The sequence below is a fragment of the Tabrizicola sp. T74 genome (assembly GCF_057219935.1).
Genome location: NZ_JBXVVT010000004.1, coordinates 221,695 through 247,540, shown reverse-complemented (window position 1 = coordinate 247,540; position 25,846 = coordinate 221,695). Strand labels below are relative to the sequence as shown.

Here is a 25,846-nt window from a genome sequence, read left to right as displayed (position 1 = left end):
GCTTCCCCGCGCCATACAACCGCAAGGTTAGAAACAAAGGGCGCGAAAACACAAGACCATGGACGCGACTGCGCCCTAGACCGGCATGTTGTCGAAGCCCGCCTCGACCTCGGCATCGGTCGGCAGGCCCGAATCCTCGCCCGGCATCAGGGCGGCAAGGGCGCGCATTTCCGCGAGGAGGAGGTCAAGGCCCTGGTGCTGCAACTCGATCCCGGCGACCAGAAGGTCGGCCTCGTCGCGGATCAGATCGGCGGGTTTGCGGGCGGTCATTGGGCGCATCTCCTGCACAGGGGGGTTGCGGGCAGCACGTCGAGGCGGGCCTCGCCGATGGGCTCGCCGCAGCGGGCGCAGTCGCCGTAGGTGCCTTCGGCGATGCGGCGGAGCGCGGCACGGATGCTGCGGATCTCGGCCAGACCGGCCTGGCCAGTGGCTTCCAACACTTCGTCGCCTTCGCGTTCGGTCGCCAGTTCCTCCCAATCCGGGTTCTGGTGCGAGTCGAGTTCTTCCTCGATCGCGTCCAGCCGCGCGCCGAGTTCGGTCAACCGACGTTCAAGGGCGGCCTTCCGGACCGGAATCGGTGTCTTGGCTTGGGCTTGCATCGCATCCTCCGTGCTGATGGGCAAAGTCTAGACGGGATGGGCGGGACCTGCCTTGACGCAGGTCAACGGCGCTTTTCCTTTTCGGCGGGGCTAGCTATGGTCACCCGGCAGTCCGCCAGCTGAAGGAAGCCCAAGATGGATATCCGCGCGATCACCCCCGACTATGCGGTTTCGCCCCAGATCGAACCGGGCGATCTGCCCGCGATCAAGGCTGCAGGCTATGTCACGGTCATCGACAACCGGCCGGACGGAGAGATTCCGCCGCACCTGCACACCGCCGAGATGCGGCGGGCGGCCGAGGCTTTGGGACTTGTTTTCGTGGCGAACCCGGTGATCGGCGGGGCGCTGACGATGGACAACGTGACGGCGCAGGGGGCGGCGATTGCGGCCTCATCCGGGCCGGTCTTCGCCTATTGCGCCAGCGGCAACCGGTCGTCGATCGTCTGGGCGCTGGCCAATGCCGGGAAGCGCCCGGTGGACGAGCTGGTGGGCCTGCCCGCGCGGTTCGGCTACCAGCTGGACCATCTGCGCCCGCAGATCGAGGCGCTGGCCGGGCGCTGAGGCCTAGCCCGCCTCACGCAGTTCGGGGGGCGGGTCTTCGGACAGGTCCATCGGCAGCGGGTCGTCAGACATCGGAATTGACATCGCCATCGGCTGCACCAGCCCCATCGGTGGCGACATGTCCATTGGCGGCCGCGCTTCGGCCTGTGCGGCGGACAGCTTCAGCGCGCGCATGCCGCGATGCTGGCCAAGCCGGGCCTGGGCGACCTGCCGACCGTCCAGCGTTTCCAGCGAGATTGCATCCAGAGCGGCGGTGGGCAGGGTCAGGCTCTGCCCCACCTCGAGCGCCATGATCTGCCGGAGAGGCAGCCTTAGCCGCCCGACAACGGCGTCGAGCTTGCAGTCGGCCTGCATCACCTGCGCTTGCAGGGCCGAAGTGAAATGCGGGGCGACGGTATCTTCGGTCTTCGCAGTCGGGACGGGACAGACGCCACGGCCTTCGGCGGGCAGGATCAGGATCACCGTGCCCTCACGCCCGTCGGGGGTGCCTTCCCCGCCGCCGCCAAGCGCGACTTCGGCGGTCAAGACGCGATACACCTCTTCCTCAAGCAGCAGGGCAAGGGGCCGCACCTCTTCCAGGTAGGAGGCATAGCGGAAGCCGCCGGCCCAGGCGAAGTCGGCCTCTTCCGCCAGCGCTTCATCCAGGCCCATCAGCGCGCGGTCGATCACGCCGGCCACCATGGCGGCGTCGATCCGGCTGGGGCGGCGGGGGGCGGGGGGCTGGGCCGACAGGCGGCCGACCGTCTGCATCTCGATCAAGGCCGAGGTGACCTGGGGTGCCAGCATGATGACGCCCAGCCCTTCAGCCGGGCCGTCGAGGAGACCGATCAGCGCGCGTTCGGGGGCGATTTCCAGGATTTCGGCCAGGCTGAGCCGCGAAATCGACAATCGGCGGAAGTCGAGGTCCAGCCCCATGGCATCGCGTGTCGCGCGGGCAAGCGCCAGCCGCCAGCCCCGGTCGGCACCGGGGGCACCTTCCGCCTGGGCTGGGCGGGCACGGTCGATCTTGCGGCGGATCACGTCGGTCATGGTGGCCGGTCCCTCGTCTGGGAAAACTAGACTGCTTAACCTTGAGAAATGGTTAAGCGGCGAGCGTTTCCAGCCGTAAGGGCACCGTCACGCGGAAGGCCGCCCCGCCCTGCCCCGGCAGATAGGCGACCGAGCCGCCGAGGTTGGCCATGATCTCGCGGCAGATCGCGAGGCCCAGCCCCGCGCCCCCGGCCCGGTTGGCATCGCTGAGGCGGGCGAATTTCTCGAAGATCAGGGTCTGGGCATCCTTGGGGATGCCCTTGCCGTTGTCGATGAAGTCGATGGTCACCCGCCCGGCGCGCTGGCGGACGGCGATCCGCAGTTCCGGCCGGGCCGCATCGCAATACTTCCGCGCGTTCGAGATCAGGTTGATGAAGACCTGGGTCAGCCGGTCGGCGTCGGTGCGCAGGTAGATCGCCTCGGTCGGCAGGTCGCGGATCACCAGGAATTCGCGGTCGGGCCGCGTGGCGCGCGCTGCCGTCAGCGCGGTGTCGATCATCCCCTGCAGGCTTGCGAGGCCCACCGTCAGCTGCACCGCACCGTTTTCCAGGACGGACAGGTCCAGAAGGTCGTCAAGTAGCCGTGTCAGGCGCTTGGCCTCGTCATGGATGATCTTGCCGTAGCGCACCACGGTTTCTTCCGGCAGACCGCCTTCGGTGAGGATTTCCGAGAACGCGCGGATCGACGTCATCGGCGTGCGCAATTCGTGGCTGATCTGGCTGAGGAAGGCATCCTTCTGCAGCGAGAGCTGGGTCAGCTTTTCGTTCGCCTCGCGCAGGGCACCGGCGGTGCGGGTCAGCTCGGCCTCGCGCGCTTCAAGCCGGGCGGAATATTCCAGAAGCTGCGCCGATTCCGAAGCGACGGCCATCAGGTCTTCGACCGTCACGGTCGCGCGGCCGACCAGCTGGCTGATCATCGCGTTGGCGGTCGCCGCGCCCACGGTTCCGGACAGCCGGGCCTCGAGACTGTCGAGGAAGTCAGGGGTCGGGTCGGGCAGGAAGCCCTCTTTCCCCTGCGCGCGGGCCGAGGCCTGGAACAGGGCCTGCGCTGCCTCTTCGCCCAGGATGCGCTGCGCCATGGCCAGCAGCTCTTCCGGGTCGGCCTGGCCGCGCGACCAGCGCTGCGGACCGACCGCACCTTCGAAGACGTTGACGAAGGCAGCCCCCTGCAGGCGTTCGACCGGCCCGGGGAAGGTCAGGAGCGAGCCGAGGCAGAAGGCAAGGCAGTTCAAGGCCAGCGACCAGAACAGCGCATGGGTCAGGGGGTCCATCGCCTGGGTGCCGAAGAGCGCGTGCGGACGCAGCCAGGACAGACCGAAGGCACCCTGGCTGAAGACCTCGACCGACAGCGCCGCGCCGGGGCCGAAAGAGGGCAGGAACGAGGTGTAAGCCCAGACCACCAGGCCGGTCAGCAGCCCCATCAGGGCGCCCACCCGGGTTGCGCCGCGCCAGAAGATGCCGCCGATCATCGCGGGCAGGACCTGGGCCACGCCCACGAAAGCGATCAGCCCGATCGCCGCCAATGCCGCCGAGCCGCCAGAGACGTGGTAGTAGCCGTATCCCAGCGCCAGGACGGCGGCGATGGCCAGCCTGCGCGCCATCAGGACGACCTGGCGCAGGTCGGCATCCGCCGCGGCGGACGAGCGCAGGCGCAGCCAGAGCGGGATCATCACGTGGTTCGAGATCATCGTGGCCAGCGCAATCGATTCAACGATCACCATCGAGGTCGCCGAAGAGAACCCGCCAAGGAAGACCAGCATCGCCAGCGCGCCCTGCCCCTCGGCCAGGGGGAGCGTCAGCACGAACATGTCGGGGTTCGAGCCTGCGGGCAGATGCTGAAGGCCCACGACGGCGATGGGGACGATGAAGAGGCTCATCGCCAGGAGGTAGAGGGGAAAGGCCCAGCTGGCGCGGGAGAGGTGGCCCTCGTCCTCGTTTTCCACCACCATGACCTGGAACATGCGCGGCAGGCAGATGACGGCAGCGGCGGAGAGGAAGATGAGGCCGGTCCAGCGCCCGGGCTGCACCTGCCAGGCGGACAGGTCGGCGGCGTCGATCCGGGCAATCACCTCGCCCACGCCGCCGGCGATGCCCCAGACGACGAAGCTGCCCACGGCCAAGAGCGCCACCAGCTTGACCACCGCCTCGACCGCGATGGCGGTGACGATGCCGTGGTGCTGTTCGCGGGCGTCAAGGTTGCGAGTGCCGAAGAGGATGGTGAAGGCCGCAAGGCCCACGGCGACCCAGACCGCGATCTGCGCGGGGTCGAGCGGGCGCGAGCCGTCGGGCGCGGCGGAGGCAAAGACCCCGAAGGCCAGGACGACAGATTGGAGCTGCAGCGCGATGTAGGGCGTGGCTGCGATGACCATGATGAGCGTAACGATCACGCCAAGCGAGTTCGACTTGCCGTAGCGCGACGAGATCAGGTCGGCGATCGAGGTCACATGGTGCTTGCGCCCGATCCTGACCAGCTTGCGCAGAAGCCACCACCAGCCGATGAACACCAGCGTCGGCCCGAAGTAGATCGTCAGGAATTCAAGCCCCGAGCGCGCGGCGTAACCCACGGCTCCGTAGAAGGTCCAGGCCGTGCAGTAGATCGACAAGGACAGCGTGTAGACCAGCGGCGAACGCAGGAACCCAAGCCGACCCCGCGCGGCGGGGTGTTCGACGATGAAGGCCACGGCAAAGAGGAAGACCACGTAGAGGAGGCAGGCCAGGACAAGCAGGTTGAACGGCATGTCAGTCGTCGTCCTCGGTCCCGCTATCGCCCCTGCTGAGGCCCGGGGCAAAGGCTGCGGCCAGCAGGATCAGGCCCAGCCAGATCAGGAAGAAGTAGATCACGTCGTTGGCCGTGAGGGAGACGCCGGCCTCGGGCGCCCAGAGAAGCGGCAAGAGCAGGAGGAAGAGCCCGAGGATCGGCAGCAACCGCGCCGCATCGCGCAGGCGGCGGCGGCGGTAGGGGGCCCGGGCCAGGAACAGCGGGCGCCGGGGGCGTCGCATCACCGTGCCCGTCCGTGCTGGGCCAGCATGGCGCGGACCTCGGCCAGGATGTCGGCGTTCGAGAAGGGCTTGGTCATGAAGCGGTCGGCCCCGGCGCGTTCCGCCATTTCTCGGTCGCGGCCGCGGGCGGTCAGCATCATCACCGGCAGGTCGCGGCAGCCGGGATCGGCGCGGAGCGCGGTCAGCACCTCAAGCCCCGACATGCCCGGCAGCATGTGGTCAAGGATCACCAGATCCGGCGGGTCCTGCCGCATCATGACCAGCGCGCCCGCCCCTTCTGCCGCGTGGCTGACACGCAACCCGTCGCGCGACAGAAGGAAACGGATCGCCTCGGCGATGTTCGGCTCGTCCTCGATCAGAAGGACATGTGCGGCCAATGGTTCCCCCCGTGCGGTCTGGCGCCGCCCTGCCCTTACTATCGGCAGAAACCACGCCGCATGTCAAAGGTTGCGGGGCCCAAAGCGGGCCGTCAGACCAGCCCTTCGGCCGCCAGGATCGACGGCTCGCGCCGGGCCGGGCAGTCGCCACGCGCGCAGACCCGGCAGCTGGAGCCGATGCGCAGGACCGGACCCGTGCCCTCGTCGGGCAGGATCAGCATCGCGGCTTCGCGCAGTTCCGGTCCGCGCAGGCCCTGGGGGTGGCGCGTCTCGGCCCAGGCGATCACCCGGTGGCGCCGGTCGCTTTGCCCGGCCACCTGCACGCGCATCTCGAACGGCTGCATCGGACGCCCAAGCGCGGTGTAGAGCGGCCAGAGCGGACAGGCGGCCCCAAAGCGCGGCAGCTGAAAGCCGGTCGCGGGCTTGCGGAAGGTCAGCGTGCCCGAGGCGTCGCAGCTGACGAGGCCCGCCTGCAGGTCAGGGATGGTGGCGAGCCGCCGCATCACGGCCAAGGGCGAGGTGCCGAAGTCTTCGGCGAGCGCCATCGGGTCCGGCCCCCGCGCGGCCAATGCCTCGGCAAAGCGCGCCTCGGGCATCACTTGCGCGTCCGACCACGCCCGGGCGACGTAGTCCGCCGCAAGGCTGCGGGCCACGGCCGAAGCAAGCTGCGCGATTTCGGGCGCGAGGCCGGTCGCAAGGTCGGCATCCGGGATCGCCCAGCCCCGGGCGCGCAGCCAGTCCTCGACCTCTTCCTGCGGCGCGGCGATGCCCTGTTCCTCGATCCCCTGCCCCGCATCAAGGAAGCCGACCAGCGCCTCGGCCCCGGCGGCAAGCCGTTCGCTGTCCTGGTGCAGGTTGTGGTGGAAGCGCGTGGCCCATTCCGGCTCAAGGTCCGGGGTTTCGGCCAGGATCGCCGCGGTGGCGCGGACCGCCGAAAGGGAGGATAGCAGTTCGTGCAGCGAGGCCGACAGGTGCGGGTCGTGCGTCATCCGGTCGTTCAGCGCCTCGACTGCCCGCTCCAGCGCCTGGGTGCGTGTCTCCATCGCCACCAGAAGCCCCGCCCAGCCGGGAAAGCGGTCGACGAAATCCTCGACCCGCTCCACCTCCACCCGGGCGGGGTCATGGCGGGCCAGTTCCGCCTGCGCTGCCCCACGGGCCGCCACGGCGCGCAGGTCCTCGATCAGCGCGGCATTGCCTCCGTCGGCCAGGGCCGCCCGGTCGATCGACAGGGCATCGGCGAGGCGTTCCAGCACCTCAGGCGTGACGTTGCGCCGGTTGTGCTCGATCAGGTTCAGGTAGCTGGCCGAGATCCCCGCTCGGGCAGCGGCGTCGGCCTGCCGGAGGCCCTGGGCCAATCGCAGGTCACGCAGTTTGGTTCCGGTAAGGGCAGACAGCGGCATGGCCCTTGATGCCACAGATTTACAAGGGCTGTGAAGCTTTACAAAAGCGACGGGCCGCACCTCTGGCGCGGCCCGACTGTTCACGACTTGCAGGCTTCGGGATCAGAACTTGATGCCGGCACGCAGGGCGAAGCTGCCGATGTCCGGCTCCACACCGATGATCGATGAGGTCGCGTCGTTCTCCATCTGCCGGCTCATGAATTCGCCGCCCAGGATGAACATGTCATTGATCTGGTAGTCGTAGCCGATACCGAAGGAAATCCCGCTGCCTTCCGAGGTCGCGCCGGGAACGAAGACGCGGTTGCTGCTGTAGCCGAGGACGCCATAGACTAGGGACGGCCCGGCCGCAAAACCGACCCGCGATTTCACATCGATCAGGCGATCCACGCCCTGCCCCGGGAAGCCCTGGTTCGGAAGGTCCGCATTCTGGTAGGCCAGTTCCGCACCATAGACCATGCCGTTGCGCTCTAGATTGAAGCCGACAAACAGACCACCGATGCTGCCGCTGTCATAGGTGCCACTGGCCGTGCTGCCCGTCACCGCGAAGTCACCGGCGCCGCGCCCAAAGGTGAGACCGCCGTAGGGCCCGGTCCAGTCCTGCGCCGACGAAGCCGAAGCGGCCATGACCAGCGCAACCGTCAAGAGAGCTTTTTTCACTTTTCACTCCTTATGAAACTGCCTCTCTCAACGACTACCATGTTGGGATTCCAATTAAAAAAGCATCCGTGCGGGCCGAATCGCACAACCCTGGAATGTTGCAAAAATGCAAAAGGGTGCCGCCCAGGTCAGGCGGCACCCCGAATGCGGTCTGTGGGTGGCTTAGTTCGCCAGCGCCTTGTCGGTGATCATGCTGGTCCAGGCCCCTTCCGGTGCCTTGGTGATCACCGGGTCGGAGCCGCCCGCCAGCAGGGTCGCCACGGTCTTTTCGGCCGCCGCCACGTCCAGCGCGCCGTTCGAGCCCGCGGTCAGCTTGGCCACTTCGCCCATCATGCGCTTCTGGTGAACTTCGGTCTGCGCGCCGGTCTGGTCATTCTCCAGCACGATCATCGCGGCTTCATCCGGGTTCGCCTCGGCGTACTTCCAGCCCTTCATCGAGGCGCGGACGAACTTGACCATCGTCTCCTGGAAGGCCGGGTCGGCCAGGCGGTCCTCAAGCACATAGAGGCCGTCTTCCAGCGTCGCCACGCCCATGTCCTGGTACTTGAAGGTCACCAGCTCCTCGGGCTTGATCCCGGCGTCGATCACCTGCCAGTATTCGTTGTAGGTCATGGTCGAGATGCAGGCCGCCTGCTTCTGCAGCAGAGGATCGACGTTGAAGCCCTGCTTCAGCACCGTCACGCCACCAGCCGAGCCATCGGTCGCCAGCCCCAGTTGCGACATCCAGGACAGGAACGGGTATTCGTTGCCGAAGAACCAGACGCCCAGGGTCTTGTCGGCGAAATCCTTCGGCTCCTTGATCCCGGTCTCGGCCAGGCAGGTCAGCATCATGCCCGAGGACGCGAAGGGCTGGGCGATGTTCACCAGCGGCAGGCCCTTTTCGCGCGCGGCGAGGGCCGAGGGCATCCAGTCGATGACGACGTCTGCGCCGCCGCCCGCGATAACTTGCGTCGGAGCGATGTCCGGGCCGCCGGGCAGGATGGTGACGTTCAGGCCCTCTTCCTCATAGAACCCCTTGGCCTGCGCGACATAGTAGCCCGCGAACTGCGCCTGGGTCACCCACTTCAGCTGCAGCTTCACGTCCTCGGCGCTGGCGCTAGTCGCCATTGCCGCAAGGAACGCTGCCGTGATCAGTTTTTTCATTGCCGTCTCCCATGTTGGGCCCGATCGCGGGCCTTTGGTTAATGCCGTTGCGAAGGGTGCCAGAAGGTCACCCACCGTTCGATCAGCGAAACCAGCCCGTAGAGGACCGATCCCGCCAATGCCGCCACCGCAATCTCGGCCCAGACCATGTCAAGGCCAAGCCGGCCCACCTCGGTCGAGATGCGGAACCCCATGCCATAGACCGGACTGCCGAAAAACTCGGCAACGATGGCCCCGATCAGTGCCAGAGTCGATGCAATTTTCAGCCCGTTGAAGACGAAGGGCATCGCTGCGGGCAGGCGCAGCTTGACCAGCGTCTGCAGGTAGGACGCCCCCCAGGTTGCCATCAGGTCGCGCTGCATCCGTTCGCTGGCCTGAAGCCCCGCCACGATGTTCACCAGCATCGGGAAGAAGACCATGACCACGACGACGGCGGCCTTGGACTGCCAGTCGAAGCCGAACCACATCACCAGGATGGGGGCGAGGCCGACGATGGGGAGCGCCGCGACGAAGTTGCCGATGGGCAGAAGGCCGCGCTGCAGGAAGGGGCTGCGGTCGATGGCGATGGCGGTCAGGAAGGCCGCGCCCGCCCCGATCAGAAAGCCCGGCAGCGCGCCCTTAAGGATGGTCTGCGAGAAGTCGATCCACAGCGTCGGCAGTTCGCTGGCGATCTTGGCCGCGATTGCGCTGGGGGCGGGCAGGATTACGGGGGCGACGCCAAGGCCCCGCACCAGGCCTTCCCACAGGATCAGCACCGTCGCGCCGAAGATCAGCGGCACCAGCGCTTTGCCGGCCCGGGTGCGCGAGACGCTGCTGCCCGCCAGCCAGACATTCAGTGCCCAAAGCACGAGCCAAACGACCAGGGCGATCCACAGCTCGCTCATGCCGGAGCCCCCATACGGGCCTTTGCCAGCCGCTCGACGATACCCACCGCCACGATCAGAAGCCCCGCCAGGATTGCCGCGGCAAAGAGGCTTGCCCACATGATCAGGGGCTCGCCGAACTGCGACCCGATCAGCATCCGCGCGCCGAGGCCCTCGATGGCACCGGTGGGCAGCTCACCCACGATCGTCCCGACCAGGCTTGCCGCCACCGCCACCTTCAGCGAGGCGAAGAAATAGGGCATCGAGGCCGGGAGGCGCAGTTTCAGGAAGGTCGCCCCTTCGCTGGCCCCATAGGTCTTCAAGAGGTCCAGCTGCATCTGGTCGGGGCTGCGCAGGCCCTTCACCATGCTGACGAGGACCGGGAAGAACGAGAGATAGGCCGCAATGATCGCCTTCGGCAGATCGCGACCCTCCAGGCCCAACTGGCTGGAGAGCGTGATGATCATCGGCGCCAGGGCCACGATGGGCACGGTCTGGCTGATGATTGCCCAGGGCATCACGCTCATGTCCATCACCCGGAACCGGACAATGGCCATGGCCAGCAGGACCCCGGTGACAATCCCCAGGCCAAAGCCCATCATCGTGCCCTGCAGGGTGACGAAGCCGTGGTAGACGAGGCTCCGCTTCGAGGTGATCGCCTGACCGAAAAGGCCCTTCCACAGCTCTGCCCCCACCTGGTGCGGCGGGGGGAGGAGCGGTCGGTCCTGGTTCATCGTCTGGGCGACCATGTCCGAGAAGGCAACGGTGGTCCCGGCGCGGTCGGCCTGGTCATAGACCCAGGTGGAGTTCATCCAGACCGCGGCGGCGTACCAGATCACGATGATCCCGGCGAGGACGGTGAGAACGGGAAGCGCGCGGCTCATCCTTTCGCCCCCGTCGGCCAGGCGATCATCGCGACCGCAACCACACCCAGCGCCATGCCAGCCATTTGCAGGCTCGTGGGGCGCTCGCCAAAGACGAAGATCGCCATGACGCTGATCGCCACCAGCTGGAAGATCGCCGAGAGGGCAATGGCGAGGCCCAGCCCGTTGGCCTTCATCACCTGCACCATGATCCAGTTGCCGACGCAGAACATCGCGAGCGCTCCGATCAGGATCGGCAGCTGGCCCTTGGTCGCATAGACCTTGAGCACCCCGTTGGCCGCGACGAACACCACCGTGGCTGCCGAAAGCCAAAGGAAGGTGGCCAGGGTCATCGCCCGCCCCCCTGCCCCACGCCGGGTGTGATGACCCTATTCGTCATGATGCCCTGCCCGCAGACCTTCGCGTACCCGGTGGGCAATTTCGATGAACTCGCGGCTGTCGCGGATGTCCAGGGGCCGCTCTTTCGGCAGCGGTGAGTCGATGACATCGGTGATGCGACCCGGACGGGGGGACATCACGACGATCTTGGTGGAAAGATACACCGCCTCGGGGATCGAATGGGTAACAAAGCCCACGGTCTTGCCGGTCCGCGCCCAAAGCTTCAGCGTCTCCTCGTTCAGCCGGTCGCGGACGATTTCATCAAGGGCACCGAAGGGTTCGTCCATCAGCAGGATGTCGGCGTCGAAGGCCAGCGCCCGGGCGATGCTGGCGCGCTGCTGCATCCCGCCCGACAGTTGCCAGGGGAACTTCTTGCCGAAGCCCTTGAGCTCCACCAGCTCCAGCACCCGCTCCACCCGCCGGTCCTGCTCGGCCCGGTCAAAGCCCATGATCTCAAGCGGCAGCTTGATGTTCCCGGCAATCGTCCGCCACGGATACAGACCCGCCGCCTGGAAGACATAGCCATAGGCGCGCTTTCTGCGGGACTCGTCCGGGGTCATCCCGTTGACCGTCAGGGTGCCCGAGGTCGGATGCTCCAGCGCCGCGATGGCCCGCAGGAACGTGGTCTTGCCGCAGCCCGACGGCCCGATGAAGCTGACGAAATCGCCCTGGTTGATCGTCAGGTTCACGTCCTTCAACGCCTGCACCGGCCCGTCCGCCGTCTGGAAGACCAGGTTCAGCCCCTTGGCCTCGATCACCGGTTGGCTGACACTATCCTTCACGCTTGCGTCCCTTCTGTCATGCGGCGCGCTTCCGCCGTGCGGCCTTCACAATCCCGTTGCCCAGGCGTGAGACCCTTGGATGACCGTCCGGCCCTTCCCATTTGGCCGATGAGAGGAGGACCGCCATGCTTTTCACCACCCCGCAGACGACCCTCGCCTTCGCCCCCGCGCCCGAGGACCTGGAGGAGATCTACTTCGACGCCCCCGTCGTGGCTTTCGCCCCGCCCGTGCGGGACGAGGAGGAAAGTGAGCAAGGGGAGCCGTGAGGCGTGGTATCCTTCCTTGGAAGGAGACTCACCATGCCCGACTGCCGCAAGATCCGCCCTGCCGACCGCTATGCCGGGAAGCAGGGCTTCACTTACGATGCCGGAATCGCTGCGGAAACAGTGGGTTCCACGGCGATCTGCATGCACCTTCTGACGATCCCGCCGGGTGGACGGGCCAAGGCCCACAAGCATGCGACGCATGAAACGGCGATCTACCAGCTGACGGGCCGGGCGGTGATGTACTGGGGCGACAGGCTGGAGAACCGGATGGAGACCGAGGCCGGCGACCTGATCTACATCCCCGCCGACACCCCCCACCTTCCCTTCAACCCCGGCCCCGAGCCCTGCACGGCCGTCATCGCCCGGACCGACCCGAACGAGCAGGAAAGCGTGGTGCTGTTGCCGGAGCTGGAGCATCTGGTGCCTTAAACGCCGGTCGCCGGGATACCCGTCCGCTCCACCGGGCGCGGGGCGGTCAGGTCCTTCCACTGGGTCAGGGCGCGGTTGACCGCGGGGCGGGCCTCGCGGGCGACGAACTTGCCGTGGCCTTCCTTGGTGCGCACCTCGCCGTCGTGGATCGCCACGTGGCCGCGGGTCAGGGTGAAACGTGGCAGGCCCTTCACGGTGTGGCCTTCGAAGACGTTGTAGTCGATCTTCGACTGCTGCTTGCCCGAGGTGATGGTCTTGGTCTTCTCCGGATCCCAGACCACCAGGTCCGCATCCGCGCCCACCAGCACCGCCCCTTTCTTCGGGTAGCAGTTCAGGATTTTCGCGATATTGGTGGAGGTTACGGCCACAAATTCATTCGGCGTCAGGCGGCCGGTGCCCACCCCGTGAGTCCAGAGCATCGGCATCCGGTCCTCCAGGCCCCCCGTCCCGTTCGGGATCTTGGAGAAGTCCTTGAGGCCATAGCGCTTCTGCTCGGTCGTGAAGCTGCAATGGTCGGTCGCCACCACCGAGAGGCTGCCCGACATCAGACCGGCCCAGAGGCTGTCCTGATGCTGCTTGTTGCGGAAGGGCGGAGACATCACCCGGCGGGCGGCGTGGTCCCAGTCGGCGTGGAAGTATTCGGACTCGTCCAGCGTCAGGTGCTGGATCAAGGGCTCGCCCCAGACCCGCTTGCCCTGCTGGCGCGCCCGGCGGATCGCCTCATGCGCGTCCTCGCAAGAGACGTGGACGACATACAGCGGCACCCCGGCCATGTCGGCAATCATGATCGCGCGGTTTGTGGCCTCGCCCTCCACCTGCGGCGGGCGGGAGTAGGCGTGGCCCTCGGGGCCGGTGTTGCCTTCCTTCAGCAGCTTCGCCGTCAGTTCCGCCACCACATCGCCGTTCTCGGCATGAACCATGGCAAGGCCGCCCACATCCCCCACCCGGCGGAAGGAGTTGAAGAGCTCGTCGTCGTTCACCATCAGCGCGCCCTTGTAGGCCATGAAATGCTTGAAGCTGGTGATCCCTGCCTTGGCCGAGTCCTCGATGCCCTGCCAGACCTTCTCGCCCCACCAGGTGACGGCCATGTGGTAGGAATAATCGCAGGTCGCGCGGGTGGACTTGTTCGACCAGACCTTGGCCGCATCCATCAGGTCCTGGCCCTGGCCCGGCAGGATGAAGTCGACGACCATCGTGGTCCCGCCACTCAGCGCCGCCCGCGTGCCGCTTTCAAAGTCATCCGCCGAGTATGTGCCCATGAAGGGCATCTCGAGATGCGTATGCGGGTCGATCCCGCCGGGCATGACATAGCAGCCGGTCGCATCGAGTTCGGTCCCGCCCTTGAGGCCCTGCCCGATCTCGGTGATCACCCCGTTCTCCACCCGCACATCGGCCTTGTAGGTGAGGTCGGCTGTGACGACGGTGCCGTTCTTGATGATGGTGGTCATTCCTGCACCCTTCCCTTCTCAATCAGCTCGTACTGCGGCACTCGAGTAGAATTCCAGCTGTCCATTTCTTCCCCACAAACCGAACAGTTGAAGCTATCACTGTCTCTTGTCGGCGCACGCCAGTAAGTCTTCTGATATTTTGAGCCACAGTTTCCGCAGGTTGCGCCACCCGCGTCCGAGGTTGACCACGTCTTCATTCAGTCCTCCAGAGAAACTCACCCCACCACCTCCGCCACCTCAAGGCAGGCGTGGAGGAGCACATCCGTCCCGGCCGCGGCCCATTCCGGAGAAATCTTTTCCGCCTCGTTGTGCGACAGCCCGTCCACGCAGGGGCACATCACCATCACCGTGGGGGCGACGCGGTTGATCCAGCAGGCGTCGTGGCCGGCGCCCGAGACGATGTCCATGTGGGAATAGCCCAGCTTTTCAGCGGACTGGCGGACGATCTTCACAAGGCCCGGATCGAAGGTGACGGGGTCGAAGTGGCCCACGTCCTCGATCTCACACCCAAGGCCCAGTTCCTTCGCCACCGCATGGGCGGCGCGGATGACTTCGGCCTTCATCGCGTCGAGCTTCGCCTGTTCGGGCGAGCGGATGTCGACCGTGAACACCACCTTGCCGGGGATCACGTTGCGCGAGTTCGGGAAGACCTTTACCTGCCCCACCGCGCCCACTGCGTTCGGCTGGTGGCTCATCGCGATCTGGTGGACGCGTTCGGTGATCCGCGCCATCCCGAGGCCCGCATTCACCCGCATGTTCATGGGCGTCGAGCCGGTGTGGGCGTCCTTGCCGGTTAGTGTGATCTCCAGCCACCAGAGGCCCTGGCCGTGGGTCACGACGCCGATGTCCTTGCCCTCGGCCTCCAGGATCGGGCCCTGCTCGATATGCAGCTCTAGCATCGCGTGCATCTTTCGCGCGCCGACCTTCTCGTCGCCAACCCAGCCGATGCGGGCCATTTCCTCGCCGAAAAGCTTGCCGTCGAGGTCCTTGCGGGACTTGGCGTATTCCTCGGTATGAATGCCCGCGAACACACCGCTAGCGAGCATCGCCGGGGCAAAGCGCGCGCCCTCTTCGTTGGTCCAGTTCGTCACAACGATCGGGTGCTTGGTCTTCACACCCATGTCGTTCAGCGTGCGCACGACCTCCAGCGCACCAAGGACGCCGAGGACGCCGTCATACTTGCCCCCCGTCGGCTGGGTGTCGAGATGCGAGCCCATGTAGACCGGCAGCGCCGAAGGGTCCGTCCCTGGACGGGTGGCGAACATGTTGCCCATCGTGTCGACGCCCATCGACATGCCCGCCGCCTCGCACCAGCGCTTGAAAAGGTGCCGGCCTTCGCTGTCCGCGTCGGTCAGGGTCTGCCGGTTGCAGCCGCCCGCGATGCCGGGGCCGATCTTGGCCATCTCTTCCAGCGAGTCCCACAGGCGCGCAGGATCGATCCTCAGGTTGTCCCCGGTGGCTGGCATCGCTTGCTCCCCGAAACGGCGGGACCATGCTGCCCCTTGCCGCGACTCATTTCCTGACCGTATGGTCAAGGTGAAGGCGACCACAACCTGACCATTCGGTCAACGAAAATCAAAGGCACCATGAGCGGCGACGCCCAGATTTCCCGCCTGAAGCCCGGCCGTCGCACGGATATCCGGCGCGAGAATGAGCGGGCCATCCTGGAGGCGGCCGAGAAGGTCTTTGCCGAAGCCGGATTCGGCGGGGCCACGATGCAGCTGATCGCCGACATGGCGGGGCTGCCGAAGGCGAACCTGCATTACTACTTTGCCACGAAAGAGGACCTCTACCGCCGCGTGGTGCAGCAGATTTTCGAGATCTGGCTGGACGCGGCGTCGAGCTTTGACGACGCCCCGGGGCCGGTGGAAGGCATCGGCGCCTATATCGACGCCAAGATGGACATCAGTCGGACGCATCCCTATGGCTCCAAGGTCTGGGCGTCCGAGGTGATGCACGGCGCGCCGGTGATCCAGGACTATCTGGAGACGACGCTGCGCGATTGGACGGATGGCCGGATTGCAGTGATCCAGCGCTGGATCGACGAGGGAAAGATGGCCCCGGTAAACCCGAGGCACCTGATGTACATGTTGTGGGCCACGACGCAGCACTATGCGGACTTCGGCCACCAGATCCAGACCCTGAACGACGGCAAGCCCTTGTCGGACCGGGAATGGGCCGAGGCCAAGGCCAGCGTCAAGACCATGGTCCTGCGCGGAATCGGGGCGATCTGAGGGGGATGGGAATGGAACTGGCAGAGCTGGAAGCGGAGTTCGCGGGGCTGACCCTGCCCGTGTTCGACGAACTGGCAGCGCTGCGGCTGGGGCAGATCCTGGTCGACCTGGCCCTGGCCCAGGACCTGCCGGTGGTCATCGACATCCGCACCGCCGACCGCACGCTGTTTCACGCGGGGCTGCCCGGCTCGGCACCCCTGAACGACCGCTGGGCCCGGAGGAAGTCGAACACGGCGCTGATGTTCCAGCTGCCCTCTCTCTTGGTCGGGCGCAGGCTGGCAGCCAAGGATGAGGGCCTGGCGCGGCATGGGTTGCCGTCCGAGGACTATGCCGAGGCCGGGGGCGCGGTGCCGATCCGGGTCACGGGCCTGGGGGTGGTGGCGGTTGCCACAGTCTCGGGCCTGCCGCAGGTCGAGGATCACAAGCTGGTCGTGCGGGGCTTGCGGGCGCTGATGGCGGGCTAGCGCCTGCGTCGGTTCACCGCAGGCTCTTGCGGGGTGGCGGGCCAGTCCTACGTCTTCCGGACAACAACCAGGGAGACACCGATGTTCGCAGGCCTCAAGCGGTCACTTCTGATCATTGTCGCGATGTTCACGCTGGTGCCCTGGGGCATCATGCAGGCCGTCCAGTAAGCGGTGAGCCGTCACGCGGCGCCGGGGCTGGCGGAGCGGCGAATGATTTGACCTCGGCGTTCGGGGCGCGCTATCCAATGGGTCCGTCAATTGCAAGACCGGACCATGAGCGCGCCCCGTCCCCGTTCCCGCATCCAGCAAAAGAACCGCGAGCTGATCCTGGACGCGGCGCTGGAGGTGTTCTCGCTGCACGGGTTCCGGGGCGCGACGCTGGACCAGATCGCCGAGGGCGCGGGGCTGTCGAAGCCGAACCTGTTGTATTATTTCCCCTCGAAGGAAGAGGTACACACGGCCCTGCTGACCGGGCTTCTGGACACCTGGCTTGACCCTCTGCGGGCGATGGACCCGAAGGGCGAGCCCCTGCAGGAAATCCTGGCCTATGTCCGCCGCAAGCTGGACCTCGCGCGCGACTACCCCCGGGAAAGCCGGTTGTTTGCGGGAGAAATCCTGCAAGGCGCGCCCCGGATGCGCGAGGCGATCGAGGGGGACCTGCGGCGGCTGGTCGAGGAGAAGGCCACCGTCCTGACCCGTTGGATGGATGAGGGCCGCATCGCGCGGGTCGATCCGGTGCATCTGGTCTTCTCGATCTGGGCGCTGACCCAGCATTACGCCGACTTCGATGTCCAGGTCCGCGCGGTGCTGGGGCCGGGGCACGACCCCTTTGCCGAGGCGGGGGGCTTCCTGGAGACGCTGTTCACCCGGCTGCTTCAGCCCTGATGTCCACCGTGGACATTTCCGGATTCTATATCCATTACAATATCTTGCTGAATTTCGTTAACCTTCCGGAAAGGTTCTTTCCGACTGGATCGGATTTTAGGCACTTCCTGCGTGCCGCTTAACGGTTCTTGCGGTATCTTCAGGTTTCAGGGGGTCAACTTTGGGGGTCATGCCATGGACCTGATTACTGCCGTTCGATCGCAACAGCCGATCCAGCAACCGTCCCAGCCACCGGCTGCGGACCGAACCGTCACTGCGCCTGCTGCGGCAAGCGCCCGCCCCGTAGCCGAAACCCTGCGCCGGGACGCGGTGCAGTCGCCATCGGGGATGGCGGCCCAGGTCTCGGTGCAGCTGGCGGAACGGGAAGCCGACCACCACCCCGCCGACCAGGCCCGCGCCGCCGCCATCGCCGCGCGCGAGGCCTATATCAGCGCCAGCAGGGCCGCAGGGATGAACCCGCTGCCGTTGCCTTAACTCAGGTCCAGGATCAGGTCGAAGGCCGCGGGCTGTGCATCCTTGGCAAAGTACCAGTCTTCGGCCTCGTGCCACTGGATTTCCCATGGCCCGATTTCGCCTTCGCGGGCGATCAGGCGGGCATGCCGGACACTGTCCGGGACAGTGGCGAGGATTGTCACGTCCAGAAGATCGCGGAGTTCCGGCCGCGCAGAATAGACCCCTTCCAGAATGAGGATTGGCGCGGGCTGGATCAGGGTCGCCTCGGACCTTGGAGAGCCGTCGAAGGCATCCCAGTCAAAGGCGTGGTGGTGGCCCGCCCGTCCGGATCGCAGGGCCTGCAGCACACGGCGCTGGGACCGCCAGTCGATGCAGCGTTCGGCGCGGGACGGCGCCGGGTCGCCCTTGATCCCGGTGCCACCGGCGTAGAAATCATCCCCCTCGATCACAGTGGCAGATAGCCGTTCCGCCAGGGCCGATGCGAGGGTCGACTTGCCCGAGCCGCTGCGCCCGTCGATTGCAACGACAAGCGGCCCGGAATGCCGCCGGGTCGCTTCATTGATCAGGGCTGCGGCCCGGTCGACCTGGGTGACGCTCACTCCGCCGCTTGGGCCGACGGGTTGTTCGGGTGCGTCGTCCAGTCGGCGTAGTCACCCACCACCTTGCCGGTGCGCGGATCGACCGAGCCCTTGGCCATCGGCACCATGGTGATGCAGTTGTCGACCGGGCAGACGTTGACGCAGAGGTTGCAGGCCACGCATTCCTCGTCCTTCACGGTGAAGGTGCGGTCCGCCGACATCGCGATCGCCTGGTGGCTGGTGTCTTCGCAGGCGGCATAGCAGCGCCCGCACTTGATGCAGTCGTCCTGGTTGATATGCGCCTTGGTGACGTAGTTCAGGTTCAGGTGCTGCCATTCGACGAAGTTCGGCACGGCGCGGCCGATAAGGCTGTCGAGCGACATCTGCTTTTCGTCGAGGTATTGCGAGAGCCCAGAGATCATCTCTTGCACGATCTTGAAGCCGTAGGTCATGGCGGCGGTGCAGACCTGAACGTTGCCCGCGCCAAGCGCCATGAACTCGGCCGCATCGCGCCAGGTGGTGACGCCGCCGATGCCGCTGATCGGCAGGCCGCGGGTTTCCTCGTGCCGCGCGATCTCGGCCACCATGTTCAGCGCGATGGGCTTGACCGCCGGGCCGCAATAGCCGCCGTGGCTGCCGCGTCCGTCGATCATCGGGAAGGGCGAGAAGTGGTCGAGGTCGACATTGGTGATCGACTTCACGGTGTTGATGAGGCTGACCGCATCCGCGCCGCCCCGGTTCGCCGCCATCGCGGGCGGCAGGATCGAGGTGACGTTCGGCGTCAGCTTCACGATGCAGGGCATGCGGGAGTACTGCTTGACCCAGCGGGTCACCATCTCGATGTATTCCGGCACCTGGCCCACGGCCGAGCCCATGCCGCGTTCGGCCATGCCGTGCGGGCAGCCGAAGTTGAGCTCGACCCCGTCGGCTTCGGTATCCTCGATCTGCTTGAGGATCGCCTTCCAGCTGTCCTCCTCGCACGGAACCATCAGGGAAATCACCAGCGCGCGGTCGCGCCACTTGCGCTTGACCTCCTTGATCTCCTGGAGGTTCACCTCCAGCGGGCGGTCGGTGATCAGTTCGATGTTGTTCAGGCCCAGAAGGCGGCGGTCCGCCCCCCAGATCGCGCCGTAGCGCGGGCCGTTGACGTTGACGATGGGCGGGCCTTCGGCGCCGAGCGTCTTCCACACGACGCCACCCCAGCCCGCCTCGAAGGCGCGCTCGACGTTGTACTTCTTGTCGGTCGGCGGGGCCGAGGCCAGCCAGAACGGGTTCGGTGACTTGATGCCGATGAAATTGGACGCGAGACTAGCCATGGGATGCCTCCTTGGCGAATGCTGGGAAGGACTGGGTAGGGTGGGCGACACGCCCACCGCGGCTTAGAAGAGCGACCAGATCCAGCCGATCAGATCGCCGCCATACTGGCCGAGCTTCGGGACGATGAAGGCCCATGCGACGCAGCCTATCACATTCCAGAAGGCAAAGCGCGGGAAGCTCATCCCGCTCATCCCGGCCATGAGGAAGACGACGGGACGGAACACGGTGGTGAAATGCCCGATCAGGATCGTCACCGGCCCGTACCTGTCGAACGAGGCTTGCGCCTTTGCCACCCAGTCGGGATGATCGCGCAGGGGCCGCATGGTCAGGACATGCGTCCCGTAGCGGCGTCCCAGCCAGTAGCTGAAGGTCGACCCGATCAGCGCGCCGATGGTGGCGCCGATCCAGAGCGTCCAGAACGACAGGGCCCCGGTCGCGGCCAGCGCGCCGACGGCGGCCAGCACGGGGGTCGAGGGGATGAGGATCGACAGGAAGGCCGTGGTCTCGGCAGCCGCAAACAGCACCATGATGACCGGAAACCAGCCCTGGTTCTGTTCGATGAAGGCGATGATGTCTGCGGCGAATGCTTCCACGGGAGGCCCTTTCCGGCGCCCCTTCTGGCCCGGCCCATGGACGAAGGCAAGGGGATTGCATGGCCATCAGGCCCCCGTCAGCGCCAGGTGGATCGCCTCGGCGGCATCGCGGCCTTCGGCGACGGCGGTGACGGTCAGATCCTCGCCCCCCGCCGCGCAGTCGCCGCCGACCCAGACCTTGCCCGAGGCCCCGCTGAACTTGCCGCCCGCAACCGGCAGGCTGTCGGGGGCACCGGTCAGGGTCTGGCCGATGGCCTTGAACACCTGGTCGGCCTTCAGGGTGAAGGTCTCGGACGATAGCGTCAGGCCGTTCGGCCCGTCCTGAGTATAGGCGAATTCCACGGCTTCGGCGTGGCCGTTACCAATGACCCGAACCGGGGCGGCGTTGTGGATGATCCGGACGCCGGTCTGGACGGCGTGGTCCTGTTCGTAGCCCGAGGCGGACATCTTTTCCTGGCCGCGGCGGTAGACGATGGTGACGTTCTCGGCACCCAGAAGCTTGGACTGCACAGCCGCGTCGACGGCGGTCATGCCGCCCCCGATGACCACGACGTCGCGCCCGATGGGCAGTTTCGACAGGTCAGCGGTCTGGCGCAGCTCGGCGATGAAGTCGACCGCGTCGCGGACGCCCTGCTTGTCCTCGCCCTCGGCCCGGAGCGCGTTGACGCCCGCAAGGCCGATGCCGAGGAAGACGGCGTGATAATCGGCCTGCAACTGGTCCAGGCTGATGTCGCGGCCAAGTTCCACGCCGTTCCGGATCTCGATCCCGCCGATGGACAGAAGCCAGTCGACCTCCTTCTGCGCGAAACCGCCGGTCGCCTTGTAGCTGGCGATGCCGTATTCGTTCAGGCCCCCGGCCTTGGCGCGGCGTTCGAAGATCACGACGTCATGGCCGTGCATGGCAAGGCGATGGGCGCAGGCGAGGCCCGCAGGCCCCGCGCCGACGACAGCCACGCGCTTGCCGGTGGGCGCGCCGCGGGTGAAGGGGTGCAGGCCCTTGGCCATCGCGGTGTCGGTGGCAAACCGCTGCAACCGGCCGATTTCCACCGGCTTGCCCTCGGCCGCCTCGCGGACGCAGGCCTCTTCGCAAAGCGTCTCGGTCGGGCAGACCCGGGCGCAGATGCCGCCGAGGATGTTCTGGCTCCAGATCGTGGTGGCGGCCGCTTCGGGCGTGCCGGTCGCGATCTGGCGGATGAAGAGCGGGATGTCGATGGATGTGGGGCAAGCCGTGATGCAGGGCGCGTCATGGCAGAAGTAGCAGCGGTCGGCGGCGACCTGTGCCTCATGCCGGTCAAGCGCCGGTTCATGGTCGGCGAAGTTCCTGGCATAGGCGTCAGGGGACAGGCGGCCGGGGACAATTCCGGGCGTCAGCGGGCTGTTCGACATGGGCTGGGGGCCTCCCTGGCTTATCGTTTGGCAAAGGCTGGCACAGGTCAGAAATTTTATCAAACGGTAAATTTTCTTGACCCGCAGTTTTTCGCAGGCCTGCCCGTTTTCCAGGCAGGCGGACCGGCGTCACCCGCGCTTTCGCGGCTTTTCAGCCCCGGCAGGGTCGCGTATAAGCGCCCAATACCAGACTGCGGGGGGCCTTGCGGCCAACCCGCACGCGCCCAGGGCAGAGAAGAACAGAGGACCCGATGAGCAAGCAGAACACCGACACCGACGTCGCCTTCATCTCGGCTTTGGCCGAGCTTCTGAACAAGAACGACCTGACCGAACTGTCGGTGAAGCGGGAATATGGCGAGGACGACAGCCTGGAGGTCCGCGTCGTCAAGCAGGCAAATGTGGTGACGGTTGCCGCGGCCCCTGCCCCGGTGTCCTATGCTGCTCCTGCTGCGGCCCCGGCTGCTGCTGCGGCCCCGGCTGCCGCCCCCGCCGCGCCGGAAGACCCGGCCCAGCACCCCGGCGCCGTCACCTCGCCGATGGTCGGCACGGTCTACCTCGCCGCCGAGCCCGGCGCTTCGCCGTTCGTGACTGTGGGCGCGCAGGTCACGGAAGGCCAGACCGTCCTGATCATCGAGGCCATGAAGACGATGAACCACATCCCCGCGCCCAAGGCGGGCACGGTGAAGCGCATCCTGGTCGAGGACGGCCATCCGGTCGAATACGGCGCCCCTCTGCTGATCATCGAATAAGGGGCGGGAACCCATGTTCGATAAAATCCTGATCGCCAACCGGGGTGAGATCGCGCTGCGCGTGATCCGGGCCTGCCAGGAAATGGGGATCAAGTCGGTCGCCGTGCATTCCACCGCCGATACCGATGCGATGCATGTCCGCATGGCCGACGAATCCGTCTGCATCGGGCCCGCGCCATCCTCGTCCAGCTACCTGTCCAAGGCCGCGATCATCTCGGCCTGCGAGATCACAGGGGCGCAAGCCGTGCATCCGGGCTATGGCTTCCTGTCGGAAAACGCGGCCTTCGCCCAGGCGCTGGAAGACCACGGCATCACCTTCATCGGCCCCAATGCGGAACACATCCGCATCATGGGCGACAAGATCACCGCCAAGGTTACCGCCAAGGAGCTTGGCATTCCGGTTGTCCCGGGCTCGGACGGCGGTGTTCCTGATTTCGAGACTGCGAAGACGGTCGCCGAGGACATCGGCTATCCGGTCATCATCAAGGCCACCGCTGGCGGCGGCGGGCGCGGGATGAAGGTCGCGAAGAACGCCGAAGAGCTTGAGATCGCCTTCCGCACCGCCCGGTCCGAGGCGAAGAACGCCTTCGGCAACGACGAAGTCTATATGGAGAAATACCTCCAGAGGCCGCGTCACATCGAGATCCAGGTCTTCGGCGACGGCAAGGGCGGCGCGGTGCATCTGGGCGAGCGCGACTGTTCCCTGCAGCGCCGCCACCAGAAGGTGTTCGAGGAAGCCCCCGGCCCAGTGATCACGCCGAAGCTCAGGTCCGAGATCGGCATGATTTGCGCCAACGCAATGAAAAAGCTGAAGTATATCGGCGCGGGTACCATCGAGTTCCTGTACGAGGACGGCAAGTTCTACTTCATCGAGATGAACACCCGTCTGCAGGTGGAACACCCGGTCACCGAAGGCATCTTCGGCGTGGACCTGGTGCGCGAACAGATCCGCGTGGCGGCGGGGATGGACCTGTCGTTCAGCCAGGATGAGCTGGAAATCAACGGCCACTGCATCGAGGTCCGGATCAATGCCGAGAAGATCCCGGCCTTCAGCCCCTGCCCCGGCCGGATCACCCAGTTCCACGCGCCGGGCGGTCTGGGCGTGCGGATGGATTCTGCGATCTACGACGGCTACCGCATCCCGCCCTATTACGACAGCCTGATCGGCAAGCTGATCGTCCACGGTCGCGACCGGCCCGAGGCTTTGGCCCGGCTGAAGCGGGCGCTGAGCGAGCTGATCATCGACGGCATCGACACCTCGATCCCACTGTTCCACATGCTTCTGGCCGAGCCGGATATCCAGAACGGCGAATACAACATCCACTGGCTGGAAAAGTGGCTGGAAAAGCAGTTCTCTTGATCTGAAGGGGCGCCCGCTTTGGGCGCCTCACCGCAAAAGTTTTCGAAAACTTTTGCAAAATCCTTCGAAGGATTTTGCGGTGCACGGGACGGCCGACGAGATCACTCCGGAAATCCTGCTGCGCGCTTATGCGATGGGCATCTTTCCGATGTCCGATGGCCGCGACGACCCGGAGATCCACTGGGTCGACCCGCGCCGCCGGGGCGTGTTGCCGCTGGAGGGGTTCCACATCTCGCGCAAGCTGGCGCGGCGCATCCGGTCGGGGCAGTTCCGCGTGACGGTGGATCAGGCCTTCGAGGCGGTGGTCGAGGCCTGTGCGGACCGGGGCGAGACCTGGATCAGCCAGCGCATCCAGCGGCTTTATGTCCAGCTGCACAGCTTGGGCTTTGCCCACAGCATAGAGGTCTGGGACGGCGAGGCGCTGGTTGGCGGGGTCTATGGCGTCACGCTGGGGGCGGCTTTCTTTGGGGAAAGCATGTTTTCCCGCCGGACGGATGCGTCGAAGGTGGCGCTGGCCTTTGCCGTGCATCGGCTGCGCGCCGGGGGATTCCGGCTGTTTGACACCCAGTTTCTGACCCCGCATCTGGCGAGCCTCGGCGGCGTCGAGATCGCGCGGGCTGAATATCACCGGCAGCTGGCCGAGGCCTTGGGCGAGACCGCCGAGTTCAGCCCGGCGGGTTATTCACCTTCGGCCGGGTCGGTCGCGTCTGTGGGGGCCGCTTCCGGCAGGACGCAGGTCAGCACCCAGACGTCATAGCGCGGATGGTCCAGCGCCGAGAGCGCGGGTGCGGAGGCCAGCATCCAGCCATCGAACAGCGGGGTTTCGTTAGCCTCGACGGTGATCGTCAGATGCGCCTCGGAATCCGAGGACGGGTTGCCGGTCGGATAGCGGCAGCTGTCGAGTTGCACCACCAACCGCCCGAACTTGGCCGACTGGCCGACTGACAGCGTCACATCGCCGGTTTCGCTGGTCAGCTTGTCGAGGAAACGCAGCGAGGCACCGTCGGAGTCGCTGAACTCTGGGCCCGTGGCCGGTTCCTGCTCCTGCGCCTGGGCCGGCAGCGCCAGGGCGAGCGCGAGGATAAGCGCCCTCATGGCGTCGTCGTCTCGTCGGTTGCTGCGGTATCGCCTTCACCGCCGCCCCCGGCGAATTTCATAAGGAGCGTGATCAGGCTGACGGCTCCTTGCGTATCCTCGATCTCGCCACCGGGTTCCAGGTTCTCCAACGCGCCGCCGGGCTGGACCTCGACGAAGTTGCCGCCGAGAAGGCCCTCGGACGAGATCAGGATCGTGGAATCGACCGGGACGGCGACGTCCTTGCGCATGGTGATGGTGGCGTCGGCGAAGAATGTCTCGGGGTTCAGCCGCAGGTCGGTCACGGTGCCGACCTTGACGCCGGCCAGACGCACATCGGCGCCGACGCTGATGCCTTCGACCGACCGGAAGCTTGCGGTCAGGGGATAGCTGTCGGCCTCGGCCCCAAGACCCGCGCCCCGCGCCGCGTAGAAGGTGAAGGCGGCAGCAACCGCCAGCACCGCTGCGCCTGCCAGGATTTCTGCGCGCTCGTATGCCATCACCGGGGCGCCATTACTCGGGCTGCCAGGCCTCGTAGTCGCGCCGGGCGACCGGCTCGGCGCGGCGGATCGAGCCCGGGGGCACGTAAGCCGCCTCGGTGCCGGTCAGGTTCTCCTGATGCGGTTTTTCCCAGGACTTGTGCTTCAAGGGCTGCTTGGTCGGCGGCTCGTCCCAGGTGTAATGCAGCCAGCCGTGCCAGTCGGGCGAGACGCGGGAGGCCTCCATCTCGCCGTTGTAGATCACCCAGCGCCTCTTGCCGTCGCGGGTCTGGTAAAAGACGTTCCCCGCCTCATCCTCGCCCACCTTCACGCCCTTGCGGCTGGTGAAGATCTGGGTGCCGATCGTCTGGCTGTTCCACCAGGTCAAGAGGCGCTTGAGGAAGTACATGGGCGGTCTCCGGTTCGATTGCCCCTGATATGGCCGAAACCCGGGGCGAG

General features: G+C 66.3%; 32 protein-coding genes. 10 read left to right on the top strand and 22 right to left on the bottom strand.

What is annotated here, in order from left to right:
* Positions 1–75 precede the first annotated feature (75 nt).
* Positions 76–270: a hypothetical protein gene (locus tag AC2EAL_RS13295; RefSeq protein WP_484724703.1), complete on the bottom strand. Its 195-nt coding sequence runs from the start codon at positions 268–270 to the stop codon at positions 76–78.
* Complete coding sequence (locus AC2EAL_RS13290; RefSeq protein WP_484724702.1) at positions 267–599, bottom strand: TraR/DksA family transcriptional regulator; 333 nt, start codon at positions 597–599, stop codon at positions 267–269. Before AC2EAL_RS13290 ends, AC2EAL_RS13295 begins: the two co-directional genes overlap by 4 nt.
* Positions 600–734: 135 nt before the next feature.
* Here AC2EAL_RS13290 and AC2EAL_RS13285 point away from each other — a divergent pair, with 135 nt between their 5' ends.
* Positions 735–1,160 (top strand): protein tyrosine phosphatase family protein, encoded by a 426-nt coding sequence (locus AC2EAL_RS13285; protein WP_484724701.1) that lies wholly within the window; start codon positions 735–737, stop codon positions 1,158–1,160.
* Between the two features lie 3 nt (positions 1,161–1,163).
* Here AC2EAL_RS13285 and AC2EAL_RS13280 read toward each other — a convergent pair whose 3' ends face one another.
* From AC2EAL_RS13280 to AC2EAL_RS13230, 11 genes are all read right to left on the bottom strand, one after another.
* On the bottom strand, positions 1,164–2,189 hold the full coding sequence (locus AC2EAL_RS13280) for a FliM/FliN family flagellar motor switch protein (RefSeq protein WP_484724700.1): 1,026 nt from the start codon (positions 2,187–2,189) through the stop codon (positions 1,164–1,166).
* Between the two features lie 52 nt (positions 2,190–2,241).
* Complete coding sequence (locus AC2EAL_RS13275) at positions 2,242–4,926, bottom strand: ATP-binding protein (RefSeq protein ID WP_484724699.1); 2,685 nt, start codon at positions 4,924–4,926, stop codon at positions 2,242–2,244.
* A gap of 1 nt (position 4,927) precedes the next feature.
* Positions 4,928–5,188: a hypothetical protein gene (locus tag AC2EAL_RS13270; protein WP_484724698.1), complete on the bottom strand. Its 261-nt coding sequence runs from the start codon at positions 5,186–5,188 to the stop codon at positions 4,928–4,930.
* Entirely contained in the window at positions 5,188–5,565 is a 378-nt protein-coding gene (locus tag AC2EAL_RS13265) for a response regulator transcription factor (RefSeq protein ID WP_484724697.1), read from the bottom strand. The genes AC2EAL_RS13270 and AC2EAL_RS13265 overlap by 1 nt, the downstream gene beginning before the upstream one ends.
* A gap of 92 nt (positions 5,566–5,657) precedes the next feature.
* A complete protein-coding gene (locus AC2EAL_RS13260) occupies positions 5,658–6,965 on the bottom strand; it encodes a helix-turn-helix domain-containing protein (RefSeq protein WP_484724696.1) in 1,308 nt (435 codons plus the stop codon).
* Between the two features lie 102 nt (positions 6,966–7,067).
* Positions 7,068–7,622 (bottom strand): outer membrane protein, encoded by a 555-nt coding sequence (locus AC2EAL_RS13255; protein WP_484724695.1) that lies wholly within the window; start codon positions 7,620–7,622, stop codon positions 7,068–7,070.
* 162 nt (positions 7,623–7,784) lie between these two features.
* Positions 7,785–8,765, bottom strand: a complete 981-nt coding sequence (locus AC2EAL_RS13250; protein ID WP_484724694.1) for an ABC transporter substrate-binding protein — start codon at positions 8,763–8,765, stop codon at positions 7,785–7,787.
* A 38-nt stretch (positions 8,766–8,803) separates the two neighbouring features.
* Positions 8,804–9,649: an ABC transporter permease gene (locus tag AC2EAL_RS13245; RefSeq protein ID WP_484724693.1), complete on the bottom strand. Its 846-nt coding sequence runs from the start codon at positions 9,647–9,649 to the stop codon at positions 8,804–8,806.
* Positions 9,646–10,512, bottom strand: a complete 867-nt coding sequence (locus tag AC2EAL_RS13240) for an ABC transporter permease (RefSeq protein WP_484724692.1) — start codon at positions 10,510–10,512, stop codon at positions 9,646–9,648. Before AC2EAL_RS13240 ends, AC2EAL_RS13245 begins: the two co-directional genes overlap by 4 nt.
* Positions 10,509–10,844, bottom strand: a complete 336-nt coding sequence (locus tag AC2EAL_RS13235; RefSeq protein ID WP_484724691.1) for a hypothetical protein — start codon at positions 10,842–10,844, stop codon at positions 10,509–10,511. Before AC2EAL_RS13235 ends, AC2EAL_RS13240 begins: the two co-directional genes overlap by 4 nt.
* A gap of 36 nt (positions 10,845–10,880) precedes the next feature.
* Positions 10,881–11,672, bottom strand: a complete 792-nt coding sequence (locus AC2EAL_RS13230; RefSeq protein WP_484724690.1) for an ABC transporter ATP-binding protein — start codon at positions 11,670–11,672, stop codon at positions 10,881–10,883.
* Positions 11,673–11,797: 125 nt separating this feature from the next.
* On the opposite strand from AC2EAL_RS13230, the gene AC2EAL_RS13225 reads away from it, so the two are divergent.
* Entirely contained in the window at positions 11,798–11,938 is a 141-nt protein-coding gene (locus tag AC2EAL_RS13225) for a hypothetical protein (RefSeq protein ID WP_484724689.1), read from the top strand.
* 33 nt (positions 11,939–11,971) lie between these two features.
* Positions 11,972–12,367 (top strand): cupin domain-containing protein, encoded by a 396-nt coding sequence (locus AC2EAL_RS13220; protein ID WP_484724688.1) that lies wholly within the window; start codon positions 11,972–11,974, stop codon positions 12,365–12,367.
* Here AC2EAL_RS13220 and hydA read toward each other — a convergent pair.
* Positions 12,364–13,815, bottom strand: a complete 1,452-nt coding sequence (gene hydA / locus AC2EAL_RS13215; RefSeq protein WP_484724687.1) for a dihydropyrimidinase — start codon at positions 13,813–13,815, stop codon at positions 12,364–12,366. The two genes, AC2EAL_RS13220 and hydA, sit on opposite strands and share 4 nt — an antisense overlap.
* A gap of 215 nt (positions 13,816–14,030) precedes the next feature.
* Positions 14,031–15,281 carry a Zn-dependent hydrolase gene (locus tag AC2EAL_RS13210; protein WP_484724686.1) on the bottom strand — a complete coding sequence of 417 codons (1,251 nt, stop codon included), beginning with the start codon at positions 15,279–15,281 and terminating at the stop codon, positions 14,031–14,033.
* A gap of 120 nt (positions 15,282–15,401) precedes the next feature.
* Here AC2EAL_RS13210 and AC2EAL_RS13205 point away from each other — a divergent pair, with 120 nt between their 5' ends.
* From AC2EAL_RS13205 to AC2EAL_RS13190, 4 genes are all read left to right on the top strand, one after another.
* Positions 15,402–16,049 carry a TetR family transcriptional regulator C-terminal domain-containing protein gene (locus AC2EAL_RS13205; RefSeq protein WP_484724685.1) on the top strand — a complete coding sequence of 216 codons (648 nt, stop codon included), beginning with the start codon at positions 15,402–15,404 and terminating at the stop codon, positions 16,047–16,049.
* 11 nt (positions 16,050–16,060) lie between these two features.
* Positions 16,061–16,513, top strand: a complete 453-nt coding sequence (locus tag AC2EAL_RS13200; RefSeq protein ID WP_484724684.1) for a heme-degrading domain-containing protein — start codon at positions 16,061–16,063, stop codon at positions 16,511–16,513.
* Between the two features lie 273 nt (positions 16,514–16,786).
* Positions 16,787–17,398, top strand: a complete 612-nt coding sequence (locus tag AC2EAL_RS13195) for a TetR family transcriptional regulator C-terminal domain-containing protein (protein ID WP_484724683.1) — start codon at positions 16,787–16,789, stop codon at positions 17,396–17,398.
* A gap of 174 nt (positions 17,399–17,572) precedes the next feature.
* The gene (locus AC2EAL_RS13190) at positions 17,573–17,872 is read left to right on the top strand and encodes a hypothetical protein (protein ID WP_484724682.1); all 300 of its coding nucleotides are present in this window, start codon (positions 17,573–17,575) and stop codon (positions 17,870–17,872) included.
* Here AC2EAL_RS13190 and AC2EAL_RS13185 read toward each other — a convergent pair.
* The 4 genes from AC2EAL_RS13185 to AC2EAL_RS13170 form a co-directional block, all read right to left on the bottom strand.
* Complete coding sequence (locus tag AC2EAL_RS13185) at positions 17,869–18,450, bottom strand: uridine kinase family protein (protein ID WP_484724681.1); 582 nt, start codon at positions 18,448–18,450, stop codon at positions 17,869–17,871. The two genes, AC2EAL_RS13190 and AC2EAL_RS13185, sit on opposite strands and share 4 nt — an antisense overlap.
* Entirely contained in the window at positions 18,447–19,745 is a 1,299-nt protein-coding gene (gene preA / locus AC2EAL_RS13180; protein ID WP_484724680.1) for an NAD-dependent dihydropyrimidine dehydrogenase subunit PreA, read from the bottom strand. The genes AC2EAL_RS13185 and preA overlap by 4 nt, the downstream gene beginning before the upstream one ends.
* A 63-nt stretch (positions 19,746–19,808) precedes the next feature.
* On the bottom strand, positions 19,809–20,339 hold the full coding sequence (locus tag AC2EAL_RS13175) for a DedA family protein (protein WP_484724679.1): 531 nt from the start codon (positions 20,337–20,339) through the stop codon (positions 19,809–19,811).
* Between the two features lie 66 nt (positions 20,340–20,405).
* Positions 20,406–21,725, bottom strand: a complete 1,320-nt coding sequence (locus AC2EAL_RS13170) for an NAD(P)-dependent oxidoreductase (protein WP_484724678.1) — start codon at positions 21,723–21,725, stop codon at positions 20,406–20,408.
* A gap of 251 nt (positions 21,726–21,976) precedes the next feature.
* On the opposite strand from AC2EAL_RS13170, the gene accB reads away from it, so the two are divergent.
* The 3 genes from accB (at position 21,977) to aat (ending at position 24,591) form a co-directional block, all read left to right on the top strand.
* Positions 21,977–22,474, top strand: a complete 498-nt coding sequence (gene accB, locus AC2EAL_RS13165) for an acetyl-CoA carboxylase biotin carboxyl carrier protein (protein ID WP_484724677.1) — start codon at positions 21,977–21,979, stop codon at positions 22,472–22,474.
* Positions 22,475–22,487: 13 nt separating this feature from the next.
* Entirely contained in the window at positions 22,488–23,834 is a 1,347-nt protein-coding gene (accC, locus tag AC2EAL_RS13160; protein ID WP_484724676.1) for an acetyl-CoA carboxylase biotin carboxylase subunit, read from the top strand.
* A 133-nt stretch (positions 23,835–23,967) separates the two neighbouring features.
* A complete protein-coding gene (gene aat, locus AC2EAL_RS13155) occupies positions 23,968–24,591 on the top strand; it encodes a leucyl/phenylalanyl-tRNA--protein transferase (protein ID WP_484724975.1) in 624 nt (207 codons plus the stop codon).
* Here aat and AC2EAL_RS13150 read toward each other — a convergent pair.
* Genes AC2EAL_RS13150 through AC2EAL_RS13140 form a run of 3 tightly spaced genes read right to left on the bottom strand, consistent with a single transcriptional unit; the run spans position 24,513 to position 25,796 of the window.
* Positions 24,513–24,929 (bottom strand): DUF2155 domain-containing protein, encoded by a 417-nt coding sequence (locus AC2EAL_RS13150; protein WP_484724675.1) that lies wholly within the window; start codon positions 24,927–24,929, stop codon positions 24,513–24,515. The genes aat and AC2EAL_RS13150 overlap by 79 nt on opposite strands.
* On the bottom strand, positions 24,926–25,408 hold the full coding sequence (gene mlaD, locus AC2EAL_RS13145; protein WP_484724674.1) for an outer membrane lipid asymmetry maintenance protein MlaD: 483 nt from the start codon (positions 25,406–25,408) through the stop codon (positions 24,926–24,928). The genes AC2EAL_RS13150 and mlaD overlap by 4 nt, the downstream gene beginning before the upstream one ends.
* 13 nt (positions 25,409–25,421) lie before the next feature.
* A complete protein-coding gene (locus AC2EAL_RS13140; protein ID WP_484724673.1) occupies positions 25,422–25,796 on the bottom strand; it encodes an NADH:ubiquinone oxidoreductase subunit NDUFA12 in 375 nt (124 codons plus the stop codon).
* Between the last annotated feature and the right edge of the window lie 50 nt (positions 25,797–25,846).